We start from the raw sequence: 13,432 nt of genomic DNA on the forward strand, positions 1-13,432 counted from the left end.
TGAGGGTTGTTAGGTTTATCTAGCAACCCACTTTTTTTAGTTTAGATTAAATTTAAAAAGGGAGTGTTTGCTTTGAACCGAGAAATTGAGAACTACTGGCTAAAATATGCAAGTGAACATCATTTAAATCTACAAGTGCCAGATTACTGGATGTTTGGCGATGGCAGTAAGCAAATGGGAGATGAATTAGCTAGCTTAGTGCTTTCTGGCAAAAAAACAGGGACATGTGCCGCCAAAGTCGTTTATGATTTAGAAAATGAGAAAATGCCTGTTGTAGGGCAATATGACATTGTGTTAAATGGGGATGGATATCCGGTTGCCATCATTAAATATACGGCTATTGAAGAAGTCCCGATGAACAAAGTGACGGAAACTTTTGCTCTATCTGAAGGTGAAGGAGATTTAACGTATAACTATTGGTACACGGAGCATGAAAAGTTCTTTACATGGGAATTAAAACAATACGGGATGACGTTTACTCCAGACTTGATGTTAGTGTGCCAGACATTTGAAGTAGTAGATGCCAACCCTGTTGACTAGTAAAAAAGAGGTGTTGTTAAAAAATAACAACACCTCTTTTTTGATTAAAATTCTTCTGGTTCTGTGCGAACGTAAACAACATCGGGGGCATGACTAACACGTTCACCGCGATTGAGTTTTTGAATGATAAGCATTTCTTCGCGAGAAAGCTCAAAATCATAAATGTCTGCATTTTCACGGATTCTATCAGGTTTTTCTGATTTTGGAATGATACTGATATCATTTTGAATGTGCCAGCGTAGGATAACTTGTGCCGGCGTTTTGCCGTACTTTTTCCCGATTTTCTTGAGTGCGGGTTCTTTTAAAGCAGCTCCTCGGCCGAGTGGACTCCATGCTTGGTGGACAATATCTAGCTCTTCCAAATAACGGTGGAGCAGGTGATTGGGAAAATACGGGTGTGTTTCGAGTTGATCCACAGCAGGTAGGACATTTGCTTTTGTCATCAGGCGGTCAAGATGATGTGCTTCAAAATTGGAAACGCCAATTGCACGAATTAGACCCTTGTCGTAAAGTCGTTCCAAAGCTTTCCAAGTTTCAAAAAAAGGTTCGATTTTGGGCCAGTGCACAAGATAAAGATCAATATAGTCCAGTTTTAGTCGCTTCAAGGAGTTTTCGAAAGCTTTTAATGTTTTGTCGTAACCTTGTTCCGTGTTCCAAACCTTGGTTGTAATAAAATAATCTTCACGGCTTAAATTTGAGGAACGAAAAAAAATCACCAATATATTTTTCGTTGTGATAGAACTGAGCAGTATCGAATAGTTGATATCCGGCTCCAACAGCTGTTTCAAGCGAGCGATGCAGTTCGTTTTCATCGACAAGCTTATAAGCGCCAAACCCGTGTCGAGGCATTAAAACGCCATTATTTAAACGCACTTTATCTGTAAAAGATTCCATTTTTCTTCCCTCCACTCCATTCTCCATTTCAGAATACCAAAAAAATAAAAAAATCTTGCACGAGAAAAGGCGAAGCCTGTTTCACATGAAACAGGCTTCGCCGGTGCTACTTCCACTATTTGATTTCGATGGACTTTAAATTTTCTTTGATGACTTCCGGCTTCTCGTCCATTTGAACTTGTGCTGCTGTCGCATAAGCGCCTTCCAATATGGGTGCGTTGAAAAGAATGATTTCCTTATCTGAAAGTTCCATAACCGTTTCGATGTTCATCTTGGCGCTACCTAGGTCATAAAAAGCGTATAGCTTTTCAGCAGCATTTTTTTTCAAAGGCTGCGTTTACTTTGTCAAAACTTGTTCCAATACCTCCGTCATCTGCACCGCCTGAATAGGTAATCGAAACGTCCGCAGCAACTTGACTAATAATATCCGAAACGCCTTTAGCCACATCTTTTGAGTGAGAAATAATGACAATTCCATACTCTTTCATAGGTTATTTTGCTCCTTCCGATTTTAATAACGCTTGAAACAGCAAACTTGAAGAGTAAGCGCCGGGGTCAAGATGACCAATGGAACGCTCGCCGAGGTAAGATGCCCGACCTTTTGTCGCTTTCATATCTTTGGTTTTTTGAAGAGCCGCTTCAATCGCATCGCTTGAAAATTCATTTTGACGCATTGCGTTGATTGCAGGTTCCCAAACATCAATCATCGTTTTTTCGCCAGCATGAGATTTCCCTCTATTTTCAATTCCTTCAAGCCCAGCCTCGAAAATATCAGGAAGCTGCTCTTTCGTAAGGGTATCAGCGTCGATTTTTTTACTCATATTTAAAAAAGCGGAGCCATAAAGTGGACCAGAAGCACCACCAACTTTGCTGAGGAGTGTCATCGCTGTAGTTTTAAATACATCTTTTAAAGTAGCTGGTGATTTTTCTGAAAAAGCTTTTTTTAATTCCGTAAGCCCCCGCGCCATATTCACGCCGTGGTCTCCATCTCCAATGGCTTGGTCCAAATCGCTCAATAATTGCTTGTTTTCGATGACGCGATCTGCAAAATCATCTAAAAAACCGATTGCCCATTCTTTATCTAAAGTCATCCTTAATCCTCCTCCGTTATTTCCATGCAATAGTTTGTACAGGGAAATTAAGTAGTTCGAGCCACTTTTCATCTTTAAGTTTTAGAACAGTGAGCGACAAGCCAGCCATTTCAAGAGACGTCATATAATCGCCGACGATGGTTTTTTGGATGTTTACCCCTTTTTCGCCAAGCCATTCGTGAACATCATTTGAAAAGATATATTGTTCCATAAGCGGTGTTGCACCCATTCCATTAACAAGAACGACAACCTTGTCCCCAGACGCAAATTGATGCTCCTTGTCGATCCGGTCAAGTAGTTGTTTCGCAAGGTCATGCGACGACATAATCTTCTCGCGGCTAAATCCTGGTTCCCCGTGGATGCCGATTCCAAGTTCGATTTCATCGGCTCCTAGTTCGAATCCTGGATGCCCAACTTCTGGAACTGTACAAGGCGAAAGCGCCACACCAATTGTTTTGATGGAACTGATCACTTTTTCGCCAAGTGCTTTCAGTTCGGAAAGACTCGCCCCAGCTTCTGCGGCAGCACCAACGATTTTGTGTACTAAAACGGTTCCGGCAACGCCTCGCCGTCCGGTTGTGAAGGTGCTATCTTGAACGGCAATATCATCATCTACGATCACTTGGTCCACTTCGATATCGTCGCCTTCAGCAAGCTCTTTTGCCATATCAAAGTTCATCACATCGCCTGTGTAGTTTTTGACAATTAAGAGAACGCCTTTACCCTGATCAGCGGCTTTAATTCCTTCATAAATTTGGTCGGGTGTTGGTGAAGTGAAAACATCGCCGCAAACGGCTGCGGAAAGCATTCCTTGTCCAACATACCCGGCATGTGCAGGTTCGTGACCAGAACCGCCTCCGCTTACGAGACCGACTTTTCCGGGCCGTTTATCAATACGTGCAAGAACTCGTGTATCTGGTATGCGTTCGATAAGTTCAGGATGTGACTTTGCGAGGCCTTCCACCATTTGTTCAACGACTTGATCTGTACCATTGATTATTTTTTTTCATCAGCCCTAACTCCTCCTTGAAAAAGATGGTTTTACATTTAAAAATTCCCTAGAAAGAAAAGAATGAAACGTCATTTTTGAAATTGCTTACAATATTCGTTTTAAGGGCTTGGAAGTGATACAATAGGAGCATGAAAAAAGGGGGGCTTCTGATGATAAATCAAGAGGAAACACCGCTTCTTCAGGCGATTGAACAACATATTAAAAAAAAACCCAGTTTCACTTCATGTTCCAGGGCATAAAAATGGAGCTTTATACGGCGGCGATTGGCAAGAAATTTTGAAGTATGACTTGACGGAAATTAGTGGTATGGATGATTTGCATCACCCTGAAAGTGTCATTTTAAAAGCAGAGGAATTGCTCCGGGATGCTTATGGGGCGCATGCTAGCTTCTTTTTAGTCGGGGGATCAACAAGTGGGAATCTTGCGATGATTCTTGCCGCGCTTCGGCGTGGCGACTCAGCGATTGTCACGCGAGATGCGCATAAGTCGGTGATTCATGCGCTTGAGCTGGCCGGCGCGAATCCGATTTTTATAGAACCCAAAAAAGATGCGGTGACTGGGACGGCGGCTGGGCTTGATCCGGTGCTGCTTGAGCAGGTTTTGGATGCGAATCCGGATGTGCGCGCGGTGATTGTTACCTATCCGAATTATTATGGGGCGGTTTTCCAGTTGGACCGGATTGTCGCTGTGGCTCATCGGTATGGGGCACTTGCGCTTGTGGATGAGGCACATGGCGCTCATTTTATTGCGAGTGATGAATTTCCAAGGGAAGCGCTTCGGGCGGGGGCGGATGCGGTTGTACAGTCTGCACACAAAACGCTTCCAGCACTCACGATGGGTGCCTTTTTGCATGTGAATACGGACAAATTAGATGTGCGGCGCTATCTTGAGATGGTAGAGTCGAGCAGTCCGTCTTATATGGTGATGGCTTCGCTTGATGTTGCGCGGCGCTATGTGGCGCTTTATTCGGATGAGGATTTTAAGGCGTTTTGGAAGATGCGTGCAAAATGGCTACGTTTTTTGGAGAAACAAGAACTTGAAGTGATCTGTCCAGATGATCCGCTGAAATTGATTGTTCGAAAACAAGGTTTTTCGGGTTATAGGTTGGCTGAACAATTGGAACAAGCTGGATTCTATCCTGAGCTCGCGGATGATAAACAAGTGCTTTTGGTTTTGCCGCTTTTAAATAAAGGAATGGATTTTACACCGTTTGGGCGGATAAAATGGGGAGAAGGTGACGTGCGGCAAGGGGAGACTCGGAGCCTTGAACTTGCAGTGCCGGATGTGAGCCGACTTTCGATTTCGTATCAGCAGATGGCGGATTTGGAGACAATGTTTTTGCCACTTGATGAAGCGGCGGGAACCGTCGCGGCAGAAAATGTGGCGCTCTATCCACCAGGTATCCCTGGCGTTTTACGCGGCGAAAAGTTGTCGGAAAGGCAAGTCGCTTATTTGAAGCAAGTACGTGGCAGACATTTTCACGGGGGAAAAAGGTTGAAAGAGGGATTCATTGAGGTTTTTTTATGATATAATCAGGGGTGAGATTTGCTTGAAGGAGAGGAAATGAATGGCGATTTTTATCAGTCTCGAGGGCCCGGACGGCTCGGGAAAAACGACAGCGGCAGCGCTACTTGAAGAAAAGATGCGCGCAGCTGGGCTTGATTTTATTAAAACGCGCGAACCGGGAGGAAGCCCAATTTCAGAAAAGGTGCGAAACATTGTACTCGGGATTGGAAATGAAGAGATGGATCCGCGAACGGAAGCGTTACTTATTGCGGGAGCTAGGCGCCAACATGTGGTGGAGACGATTCGTCCAGCGCTTGAGAGTGGGACGCATGTGCTTTGTGACCGCTTTGTCGATAGTTCGCTTGCTTATCAAGGTGCGGGGCGTTCGATTGGGATTCAGGAAGTACTTGACATCAATTTGTTTGCTATTGAAGATACATTTCCGGATAAAACTTATTATTTTGATGTGCCAGCGGATGTTGGCTTGGCGCGGATTGCTGCGAATAAGGGCCGCGAGGTTAATCGCTTAGATCAAGAAGATATTGCCTTCCACAGTAAGGTGCAACAAGGTTATGAGGAAATTATCAAGCTGTTTCCAGATCGCTTTGTTCGAATTGACGGCACTGGTACGCCAGACGAGATTACGGATGAGATTTTGGCGGATATTTTGAAAACTGTTAAGTAACATCAAATGGAAGTAAGCTTGGGTGGGGATATGCAAATTAGTAAAGTCTCACTTGGAGTTTTGGTATAATAGAAAAAAGGTGTTTTTACTTTTTTAAGGGGATGATATTGATGAAGTTGATTTTTGCAATTGTACAAGATCAGGATAGTAATCGTCTTTCCGATGCATTAACGGAAAATAAATTTGGAGCAACTAAACTTGCAACGACGGGTGGCTTTTTAAAGGCAGGTAATACTACCTTTTTAATCGGGGTTGAGGATGATCGTGTGGAAGATGCACTTGACATTATCCGAGATAACTGTAAAGCACGAGAACAAATGATGACTCCTTCAGCTTCGCTTGGCGTAACTGTGGATACTTATGTTCCGTATCCAATTGAAGTACAAGTAGGTGGTGCAACCGTTTTTGTAATGCCAGTTGAAAGTTTCCACCATTTCTAAAAATGTAACTTTGTATCATTTTCTACAGAAGGACTTGACTAAGCAATGGCTTAAATTGTGATGTCAAGTCCTGTTTTTGTGAACATTTTGACACATTTTCATAAAAAACAATCTAAAAAAGTAAAATAATTTATTTTTTTTGAAAAAATAGCTCATGCTATAATGGAATTGCTTACAAGAAATGTTTTGAGATTAGTTCTTTTCATTATTGGTGAATTAGTTGTACAAATTATCAATTAATTATTATGTTATAAACTGAAAATTATGACGACTATTTTCTTGATGAAAAGAGGTAAGCACAATCACATTGTAGAAGCGAGGTGAGATTTTGGACAAAAGGAAAAGGCTCCATTCTTTTCTGATTGGTTGTTTAGCTTTGATTTTTGGTTTGATTTTACCCCTTGGTGCAAATGGGATAGGAGGTTTCTTAGATCATGCCTATGCATCAGAGAAAATTACTCTTTCTGCAGAAAAAGACTATGCTTTTACAAATGAGATATTTCAACTTACAGTCAGCGATGAAGGTTTAACGGCAGGAGATCAATTGATTTTGGAACTTCCGAAAAACCTTGTTTTTATGGCTCAAGAAACTGAACAAGAAAATGAAAGCAAGGATATTCAGTTTGATCCTGAAAATAGTAAAATAACTATCTCGTCTGAGGCTTTTAAAGAAAACACCGTAAAACTTTTATTGAAAGCTGAAAAAAGTGGTTCTTACGACTTAGTGATTGAAAAGCACCAAGAGGGCAAAAAGGTATATTCGAATTCACTAAATTTCACGGTTGTTGAAAAAGAAGCGCAGACAGAACTTGTGCCTGAACAGCAAGAAGTGTTAAGTGCTCCTTTAGTTGAATCAAGTGATTTGATTCAGCCTAGACTGGCTGTTGCCAACTCAGGTTCTACTGCTTATGTAACCAATGCGACTGAGATGGATGCGGCAATGGGAGATGCTTCCATTGGGGAAGTGGTTGTCATGAATGATTTTGCGTTCACTCAATTTTCAAGCACAGCGGCTGGTGAATCCAATCAGACTATTCCTGCACGGGACTTGATTGTTCGTGGAGTCAACTCAGGAGTTAAAGTGGATTTTAGAAGACGCAGTTACTGGATGAGCTTTTCAACTCAAAAAGTAAACGTTCAAGTGCGAGACTTAGATATGTACGGTCAAAATTATTGGGGACCTATTCGCTTAACTGGAAATATCTCGGCTGCATCGACGTTTTCTATTCAGAATTTGAATTACACTGGGGCACAGTTTACAGCTTCTTATCAAGCAGACTTTTTTGTAGGAGGTACGGTGGTCAATAAATCGGTTAACCAGTATATCAGCCCTTTTGATAATGTGGAGTATAAGGCGCAAACCAATCAGGCTAACCTAGAAGTCACTAATATCACATTTGAAGCAAACTCGAAGTATACGGGAACAACTGAAAATGCTACTGTATTGATGCTTGGAACGGGCGGCGCAACTGGGACAGCGAAGGTTGAAGAAGGTGCAGAACTTAATTTAACTGGAGGCGGTAATGGTCTTTCGGGTGAAGGAACATGGACGACTATTCAGGCAAACGGAAATGTAGATATTAACAAAAATGCAAAAGTGAATATTTCTACACCCACAGATTCTACACGTGGTGGAATTGCTCTTGGCAGTAACGCAAAGTTGCTTGTTCATGATGGAGCATCGCTAAATTTAGACATGAATGGTCCCTTTACTGATGCCTATGATAAGAACCCGATTAATGTTGGGACCGGAGCAGAGTTTAATGTTGCAGATGGTGCTTCTTTGATCATTTCGGCAAATAACCAAGGAACTGGTACGGGGAGTCTCGTGAAAACAGGAAGTAGCAGTTCGTTTATTATTGGGAAAAAAGGTGTGTTTAAGCTTTCATCAGATGGTTCGAGTGCGAAGAACTTAATAGCAATTGGTTCCTCCTCAACGTTTAATTTTGCGGACGCAGGTGAAATTGATTTAGATGCTAGAAGAAATACGAATGCAAATACTCGTGTTATTTATATGGCGAGTGGGACATTTAATGCGTCGATTCAGCGGGTTAAGGCTTGGACAGCGGCAGATGCTGCGAACGCTACACCAACTTATGACTGGTTTCCGATGTATGACATGAAGGTGAATTATACAGGAGCCAATGTGACAGCTGCAACGGGGAATAGTATTATAAATGCCAATGCCACGGACTTTGCAACCAACTACCGGACGCAAAACTTTAAACGTGTCTTATTTGAACATATTGCAGATGTGGAGGTTTCGCTTGATTCTCTTTCAGACAATCAGGCAAATGAGAATAGCCATATCATTCGCGGTGTAGCTAATCCTGGGGCATGGATTTTGTTATCAGGAGATAGCGCAATTCCAGAAGGAACGATTGATGCACAAGCAGAGTCAGATACGAAAAAAATACCATATCAAGGCAGATTCGGCGACTGGTGAGTTTGTCTTTGTACTTCCAACAGGGAGTTATTTAACGGCAGGAAATACGGTTTCAGCCTACGCCTACTTGGATGGTAAGGATGCTACTACATCCACCGTTGTGGCGGATGAAACGGCGCCTGATAAGCCGAGCTTAAATGCGATTAAAGATGTGGATGCTACGCTTTCCGGGAAGGCAGAAGCTGACAGTTTGGTCACAGTATACCGAGCATCTGATAATGCCATTCTTGGGTCAGTGAAAGCTGATGGCACAGGGAATTATGAACTTGTACTGGCTGATTCGGATAAGCCTCTTACGCCGTATGTTGGCTATTATGCGGTTGCTGAAGATGCTGCTCAGAATAAAAGTGAGCATTCGGATGTGCAAGAGGTCCAAGATACTACTCCGCCAAGTGCGGAAGCAGTGAAACAAATTGTTAATGTGAACAAGGCGTTTACGACAGACGCCAAGTCACTTGTCACAAACGTGCAAGATAATGCGGGTGCAGGGGACAACAATTTGACATATGCAATCTCCAAGGTTCCTGATGTAACAGCAGTGGGTAGTTCGGAAGCGGAAGTAACCATTACGGATAAGGCAGGCAACCATGTGGTTATCGTCATTCCCGTTTTTGTGAAAGATGGCGAGACGACGGTTACTGAACAAGCTATGCTTCAAGCAAGTGATTTTGTAGTGAAAGAAAAACAAGTGCCGGCTTCGGAAGCTGACTTGGATGCTTTCATTATCAATCAAGCGAAGGCGAAAGCTTGGGGAATTCCGGATGGTGTGGATTTGGCGGCTGACATTGTGGTTTCTGATCGAGGGGGCTTCACGAAAGCAGCAGGAACTTACACTGTCAAAGTAAAAGTGAGAGATGCAGAAAAAACGATCACAGCTATTGTTACGCCGGGTACGCTAAGCATTTCGGAAATTCCGAATACAATCCAATTTGGAACGCAACAAATTCGTTCTTATGAGCAGCAATTGAAACCAGAAAATGAAGCAAAAGTCATCGTAAATGATGATCGGTCTAATCCCACGAGCTGGCAATTGACAGCAATGCTTGAATCACCGTTTAAAACGAGTGAAGCAGAGGAACTTCCAGATAGCTTAGTGATCGCAATGAAAGCTGCGGATGGCTCGGTACGGTATGAGCCGATCAATGATCAGGGAACGACACCAGTTTTTAACCAAGAAACAGCAAGTGAAGGCTTGACAGAAGTTAATTTAAATCCGACAGGAAACACCGGCTTGATGCTCGATCTTTTCCCGGGAAATATTCGAAGCGGCAAAGTGTACCAGACAAAAATTGTTTGGACACTTGAAAATACGCCATAAAAAGGAGCCTAACGATGAAAAAATATTTTGCATTTTGTCTGCTTTCGTTGGCCGTATTGCTAAGCTTCGCTCCGTTTACGGTTTCTGCGGCGAGCTATGAATCGAATGTTGGACTTACTCTTACTGGCGAACAACCAACAGAGCCGCCAAAGAGTGAGATGCCATCTACTGTTCCTAAAGAGAAGCCGAAGTCATCTACTGAGCAAGATCGTGTTTATTCAGGAAAGGCATTTTCTGGAAAAGAGGCTTCTTCTGTTAAGCAATCTGGTGTATTGCCTCATACTGGAGATACTTCTGATAGGTGGAATATTGTAGGCGGAGTGCTTTTATTAGGAGGTATCGTTAGTTACTTACTCTGTACGCGAAGAAATAAACCGTTGCACAGAAAGCTGACTTCCCTCCTGCTAGTTAGTATTTGCCTAACTGTGTTTTTGCCAGAATCATTAGTTTTTTCAGCAAGTTGGAATCAAACGACGAATTCAAAAGCAGATATGTTTTACACTAAGAACGCTGGAGAAACAAAACCGGTTGATCCAGATCACCCAGGTGAAGAAGTTGAACCTGACTCAATTCCACCGGCAAACCCTGGTACAAAAGGACCGCTTAGTATTGATTTTGCATCGAACATTCAGTTTGGTTCTCATGAAATCACCGGTCAAACTGAAAACTACTTTGCAGCATTAACGCCAGTGAAAGTTCTTGCAAGTGGAATTTCGAAAAAAGTCCCGAATTATGTTCAGGTGACAGATAATCGGGGGACTTTAGGGGGATACCGGTTGACGGTGAAGCAAAATGGTCAATTAAGAAGTGACCAAGCTGTTTTAGAAGGTGCCGAGATGGTTCTTTTAAACAGTACACTGAAAAGCGCGACAAGCAAAAAAAACACCGCAAAGTTTCCAAAAAATCGTGCTAGATGCAACAGGTGAAAATGCAAGCGACGTGATTGTCGCAAAAGCAGGTACTGGTGCAGGCACATGGGTTAACACTTTTGGGACTGATACGGAACAAGCAAGGAAAAGCATACAGGTCATCCTCCCCAAGGAAACGAAAAAACAAGCAGGTCATTACCGAACGACGTTGACTTGGGAAATGATAGATTCACCCTATTAAACCAAAAAAAGGAGAAGAAGACATGAATAAAACATTGAAAATCACGGCACTAGGACTTGTTACTATTTTAGGGGTATCCGGAACAGGAATCACGGCTTTTGCAGCTGATGGCGGTTCAACTACTTCAAAAGGAGATGTTACTTTTGAAAAGAACACAGATCCAAGCGGACCGAAAGATCCAGATACAGACAAACCTGTTGAGCCAACTGATCCAGAGATTACGCCGCCAACAAGCGGACCATTAAGTATTGACTATGTTTCTACGCTTCACTTCGGAACACAAAAAATTTCTGGGAATGATGAAGTGTACTACGCAACCCTAGATAAACTAAAAGACACAGAAACAGGGGCTATTAGTGATAAACCAAACTTTGTTCAAATTACGGATAATCGTGGTTCAAATGCAGGTTGGAAGCTCACAGTCGTTCAAGATGCGCAGTTCAAAAATGGAACAAGCGAACTAGCTGGGGCGAAGCTTAAATTAATCAACCCAACGATGAAATCAAGCAAAAAAAACGGATGCAAACACACCAACGGCGAGTGAAATTACGCTTAATCCAGATGGAGTAACTTCGTCAGATGCGATCGTTGCGCAGGCTAATCAAGGGATGGGGACTTGGTTTGATACATTTGGTACAGATGTGACAGAAGCAGCGACAAGTATTTCGCTTTCGGTGCCTGGGGATACAGCAAAAATTGAAGGTAAATATTCGACAACACTAACTTGGACACTTGCAGATACACCAGCTTGATTAGAGGGTGAGAATGATGAAAACGGGAAAAGGCGTCTTGTTGTTCATCGCTTTTGGGATGACATTTTTCCTAAGCGAGCCACCTGCTTATGCGGTTGCAAGCGATAATGCGAGTGATTCAAGCGTGCAGTTCACAGCTGATGTGGACGGTACAACACCTCCCGTTAACCCCACTGATCCGAATGAAGAGGTGCAACCCGTAGATCCAGTGACACCAACGTCAGGTGCGCTACGGATTGATTTTGTTTCGCAGCTTTCATTCGGCAAACAGAAGATTTTCGGGCAGGATATGGATTATCATCCGCCGTTTTCAGAAGTGAAGCGGGCTTCGGATGGGGCAACTCTTTACGTGCCGCAATTTGTGCAAGTGACAGATAATACGGGGCTGAATGCTGGCTGGAAACTGGAAGTGAGCGGAACGCCATTTCAAACAGCTTCGGGCGCGGAGCTTACAGGAGCTGAACTCACGCTTTCGGGGACCACGTTGCGTTCCAAGCTCGATCCGAAATATACGCCGAGTACGATTTCTTCAAGTCTTACAGTCGGTTCTAGCCCACAGCTCTTAGTGGCAGCTTCGGCGGGAGAAGGGATGTCGGTTTGGACAGCGGCGTTTGGAGATACGGAAGGGAGTGCTCTCGCCCCGAACAACAAGATCACGCTTCATGTGCCAGCAGAAACGGTAAAACTGGCGGATGAGACTTACACGTCTACGCTAACGTGGACGTTGAGTTCGACGCCGTAAAAGAAGCTTGGATAAGCGCTTGCGGAGTGCGAGGAGGCACTTCGCAAGTCGTTTATCGAGTGGAAGGAGTTTTGGAAAATGAAGAAACGATGGTGGATGATTCCCTTTTTGCTAGTAGGTGGTTTTTTACTGGTTAGCCATCCGGTAGGGGTGAAGGCTGAAAGCTCGATGGGGTTTTCGGTGAATACAATACTTCCAGAAAATCAAGTGGATAAGACGAAGACGTATTTTGATTTAGAGATGAAGCCTGGGCAAGTGCAGGAGCTGAGTGTGGTTCTGACGAATGCGAAAAATACGGCCATCACGATTGAAAATCATGCGAATGCAGCGATCACGAATGATAATGGGATCGTGGATTATAGTCAGGTGAATCCTAAACTGGATCAAACGCTGAAATACCCGTTCTCTAAGCTTGCGGATGTGGAAAAAACCACAACGATCCCCGCACATGGGCAAAAAACGGTGAAGATCAAAGTGACGATGCCGAAGGAATCCTTTGATGGGATTGTGCTTGGAGGCCTCCATTTTAAGGAACAGGAAAGCAAAAAAAGCAAAAACGAAGAATGACGAAAGTGTACAAATTGAAAACCGCTATGCGTATGTGATTGGCGTACGACTAGTGGAAACTAAGAAGAGGGTTCAACCCGATTTAGAACTGAATCAAATCAAGCCTTCACAAATCAATTATCGCAACGTCTTGAAGGTGAATTTGCAGAATACCAAGCCGGTGATTATCCAAGATTTTAAAGTGGATGCGAAGGTGACAAAACGCGGAAAAGAACAGGTTTTATTCCGAGAAAAGAAAGGAAAACATGCGGCTTGCGCCCAATTCCAACTTTGATTATGGAGTGAACTGGAACAATCAGGCGTTTAAACCTGGGAAATTATACAACTTC

The 13,432-nt window shown here is 43.2% G+C and carries 15 protein-coding genes and 3 pseudogenes; 14 read left to right on the forward strand and 4 right to left on the reverse strand.

The genetic code is table 11. The annotated features are described in order from the left end of the window. Positions 1-72: 72 nt before the first annotated feature. Positions 73-540: an ASCH domain-containing protein gene (locus tag MAQA_RS12645; RefSeq protein WP_036074391.1), complete on the forward strand. Its 468-nt coding sequence runs from the start codon at positions 73-75 to the stop codon at positions 538-540. A gap of 44 nt (positions 541-584) precedes the next feature. Here MAQA_RS12645 and MAQA_RS12650 read toward each other — a convergent pair. The 4 genes and pseudogenes from MAQA_RS12650 to dhaK all read right to left on the reverse strand — a co-directional run bounded on the left by MAQA_RS12650 (position 585) and on the right by dhaK (position 3,525). Next, a pseudogene (locus MAQA_RS12650) lies at positions 585-1,434 on the reverse strand (aldo/keto reductase). 115 nt (positions 1,435-1,549) lie between these two features. After that, positions 1,550-1,922: pseudogene (dhaM, locus tag MAQA_RS12655) on the reverse strand (dihydroxyacetone kinase phosphoryl donor subunit DhaM). 3 nt (positions 1,923-1,925) lie between these two features. Continuing rightward, positions 1,926-2,525, reverse strand: a complete 600-nt coding sequence (gene dhaL / locus MAQA_RS12660) for a dihydroxyacetone kinase subunit DhaL (protein WP_036074392.1) — start codon at positions 2,523-2,525, stop codon at positions 1,926-1,928. A 16-nt stretch (positions 2,526-2,541) separates the two neighbouring features. Next, positions 2,542-3,525, reverse strand: a complete 984-nt coding sequence (gene dhaK, locus MAQA_RS12665; RefSeq protein WP_036074393.1) for a dihydroxyacetone kinase subunit DhaK — start codon at positions 3,523-3,525, stop codon at positions 2,542-2,544. Positions 3,526-3,686: 161 nt separating this feature from the next. Between dhaK and MAQA_RS12670 the strand changes: the two are divergent. The 13 genes and pseudogenes from MAQA_RS12670 to MAQA_RS16715 form a co-directional block, all read left to right on the forward strand. Beyond that, a pseudogene (locus MAQA_RS12670) lies at positions 3,687-5,064 on the forward strand (aminotransferase class I/II-fold pyridoxal phosphate-dependent enzyme). A gap of 40 nt (positions 5,065-5,104) precedes the next feature. Then, a complete protein-coding gene (gene tmk, locus MAQA_RS12675; protein WP_036074394.1) occupies positions 5,105-5,728 on the forward strand; it encodes a dTMP kinase in 624 nt (207 codons plus the stop codon). A gap of 110 nt (positions 5,729-5,838) precedes the next feature. Continuing rightward, on the forward strand, positions 5,839-6,168 hold the full coding sequence (locus tag MAQA_RS12680) for a cyclic-di-AMP receptor (protein ID WP_036074397.1): 330 nt from the start codon (positions 5,839-5,841) through the stop codon (positions 6,166-6,168). Positions 6,169-6,496: 328 nt separating this feature from the next. Further along, positions 6,497-8,614: a pectate lyase-like adhesive domain-containing protein gene (locus MAQA_RS13935; RefSeq protein WP_052008611.1), complete on the forward strand. Its 2,118-nt coding sequence runs from the start codon at positions 6,497-6,499 to the stop codon at positions 8,612-8,614. After that, entirely contained in the window at positions 8,553-9,932 is a 1,380-nt protein-coding gene (locus tag MAQA_RS13940; RefSeq protein WP_052008612.1) for an Ig-like domain-containing protein, read from the forward strand. The genes MAQA_RS13935 and MAQA_RS13940 overlap by 62 nt, the downstream gene beginning before the upstream one ends. Positions 9,933-9,946: 14 nt before the next feature. Continuing rightward, on the forward strand, positions 9,947-10,858 hold the full coding sequence (locus tag MAQA_RS13945; protein ID WP_052008613.1) for a WxL domain-containing protein: 912 nt from the start codon (positions 9,947-9,949) through the stop codon (positions 10,856-10,858). After that, positions 10,839-11,042, forward strand: a complete 204-nt coding sequence (locus tag MAQA_RS14295) for a WxL domain-containing protein (RefSeq protein ID WP_241463256.1) — start codon at positions 10,839-10,841, stop codon at positions 11,040-11,042. Before MAQA_RS13945 ends, MAQA_RS14295 begins: the two co-directional genes overlap by 20 nt. Positions 11,043-11,064: 22 nt before the next feature. Continuing rightward, positions 11,065-11,586, forward strand: coding sequence for a WxL domain-containing protein (locus tag MAQA_RS12695; RefSeq protein ID WP_241463257.1), 522 nt, complete (start codon positions 11,065-11,067; stop codon positions 11,584-11,586). A 1-nt stretch (position 11,587) separates the two neighbouring features. Then, positions 11,588-11,794: a WxL domain-containing protein gene (locus MAQA_RS15925; protein WP_241463259.1), complete on the forward strand. Its 207-nt coding sequence runs from the start codon at positions 11,588-11,590 to the stop codon at positions 11,792-11,794. Between the two features lie 13 nt (positions 11,795-11,807). Continuing rightward, on the forward strand, positions 11,808-12,536 hold the full coding sequence (locus tag MAQA_RS12700) for a WxL domain-containing protein (RefSeq protein ID WP_052008614.1): 729 nt from the start codon (positions 11,808-11,810) through the stop codon (positions 12,534-12,536). Positions 12,537-12,614: 78 nt separating this feature from the next. Next, on the forward strand, positions 12,615-13,103 hold the full coding sequence (locus tag MAQA_RS13950; RefSeq protein ID WP_052008615.1) for a DUF916 domain-containing protein: 489 nt from the start codon (positions 12,615-12,617) through the stop codon (positions 13,101-13,103). Then, positions 13,036-13,377 carry a WxL protein host-binding domain-containing protein gene (locus MAQA_RS16295; RefSeq protein ID WP_077913630.1) on the forward strand — a complete coding sequence of 114 codons (342 nt, stop codon included), beginning with the start codon at positions 13,036-13,038 and terminating at the stop codon, positions 13,375-13,377. The genes MAQA_RS13950 and MAQA_RS16295 overlap by 68 nt, the downstream gene beginning before the upstream one ends. After that, on the forward strand, positions 13,349-13,432 hold an 84-nt coding region (locus MAQA_RS16715; protein ID WP_149023374.1), incomplete at its 3' end, for a WxL protein host-binding domain-containing protein. The genes MAQA_RS16295 and MAQA_RS16715, both read left to right, overlap by 29 nt.

Origin of the sequence: Listeria aquatica FSL S10-1188, assembly GCF_000525795.1 — a bacterium.
GTDB lineage: Bacteria > Bacillota > Bacilli > Lactobacillales > Listeriaceae > Listeria > Listeria aquatica.

Bases quoted from the DNA above. Each gene is read 5' to 3' on its own strand.
- MAQA_RS13940 (WP_052008612.1), top strand. From the start codon at position 8,553: ATGCACAAGCAGAGTCAGATACGAAAAAAATACCATATCAAGGCAGAT.
- MAQA_RS12695 (WP_241463257.1), top strand. From the start codon at position 11,065: ATGAATAAAACATTGAAAATCACGGCACTAGGACTTGTTACTATTTTA.
- MAQA_RS12680 (WP_036074397.1), top strand. From the start codon at position 5,839: ATGAAGTTGATTTTTGCAATTGTACAAGATCAGGATAGTAATCGTCTT.
- MAQA_RS16295 (WP_077913630.1), top strand. From the start codon at position 13,036: ATGGGATTGTGCTTGGAGGCCTCCATTTTAAGGAACAGGAAAGCAAAA.
- MAQA_RS12700 (WP_052008614.1), top strand. From the start codon at position 11,808: ATGATGAAAACGGGAAAAGGCGTCTTGTTGTTCATCGCTTTTGGGATG.
- MAQA_RS13945 (WP_052008613.1), top strand. From the start codon at position 9,947: ATGAAAAAATATTTTGCATTTTGTCTGCTTTCGTTGGCCGTATTGCTA.
- dhaL (WP_036074392.1), bottom strand. From the start codon at position 2,525: ATGACTTTAGATAAAGAATGGGCAATCGGTTTTTTAGATGATTTTGCA.
- tmk (WP_036074394.1), top strand. From the start codon at position 5,105: ATGGCGATTTTTATCAGTCTCGAGGGCCCGGACGGCTCGGGAAAAACG.
- MAQA_RS13950 (WP_052008615.1), top strand. From the start codon at position 12,615: ATGAAGAAACGATGGTGGATGATTCCCTTTTTGCTAGTAGGTGGTTTT.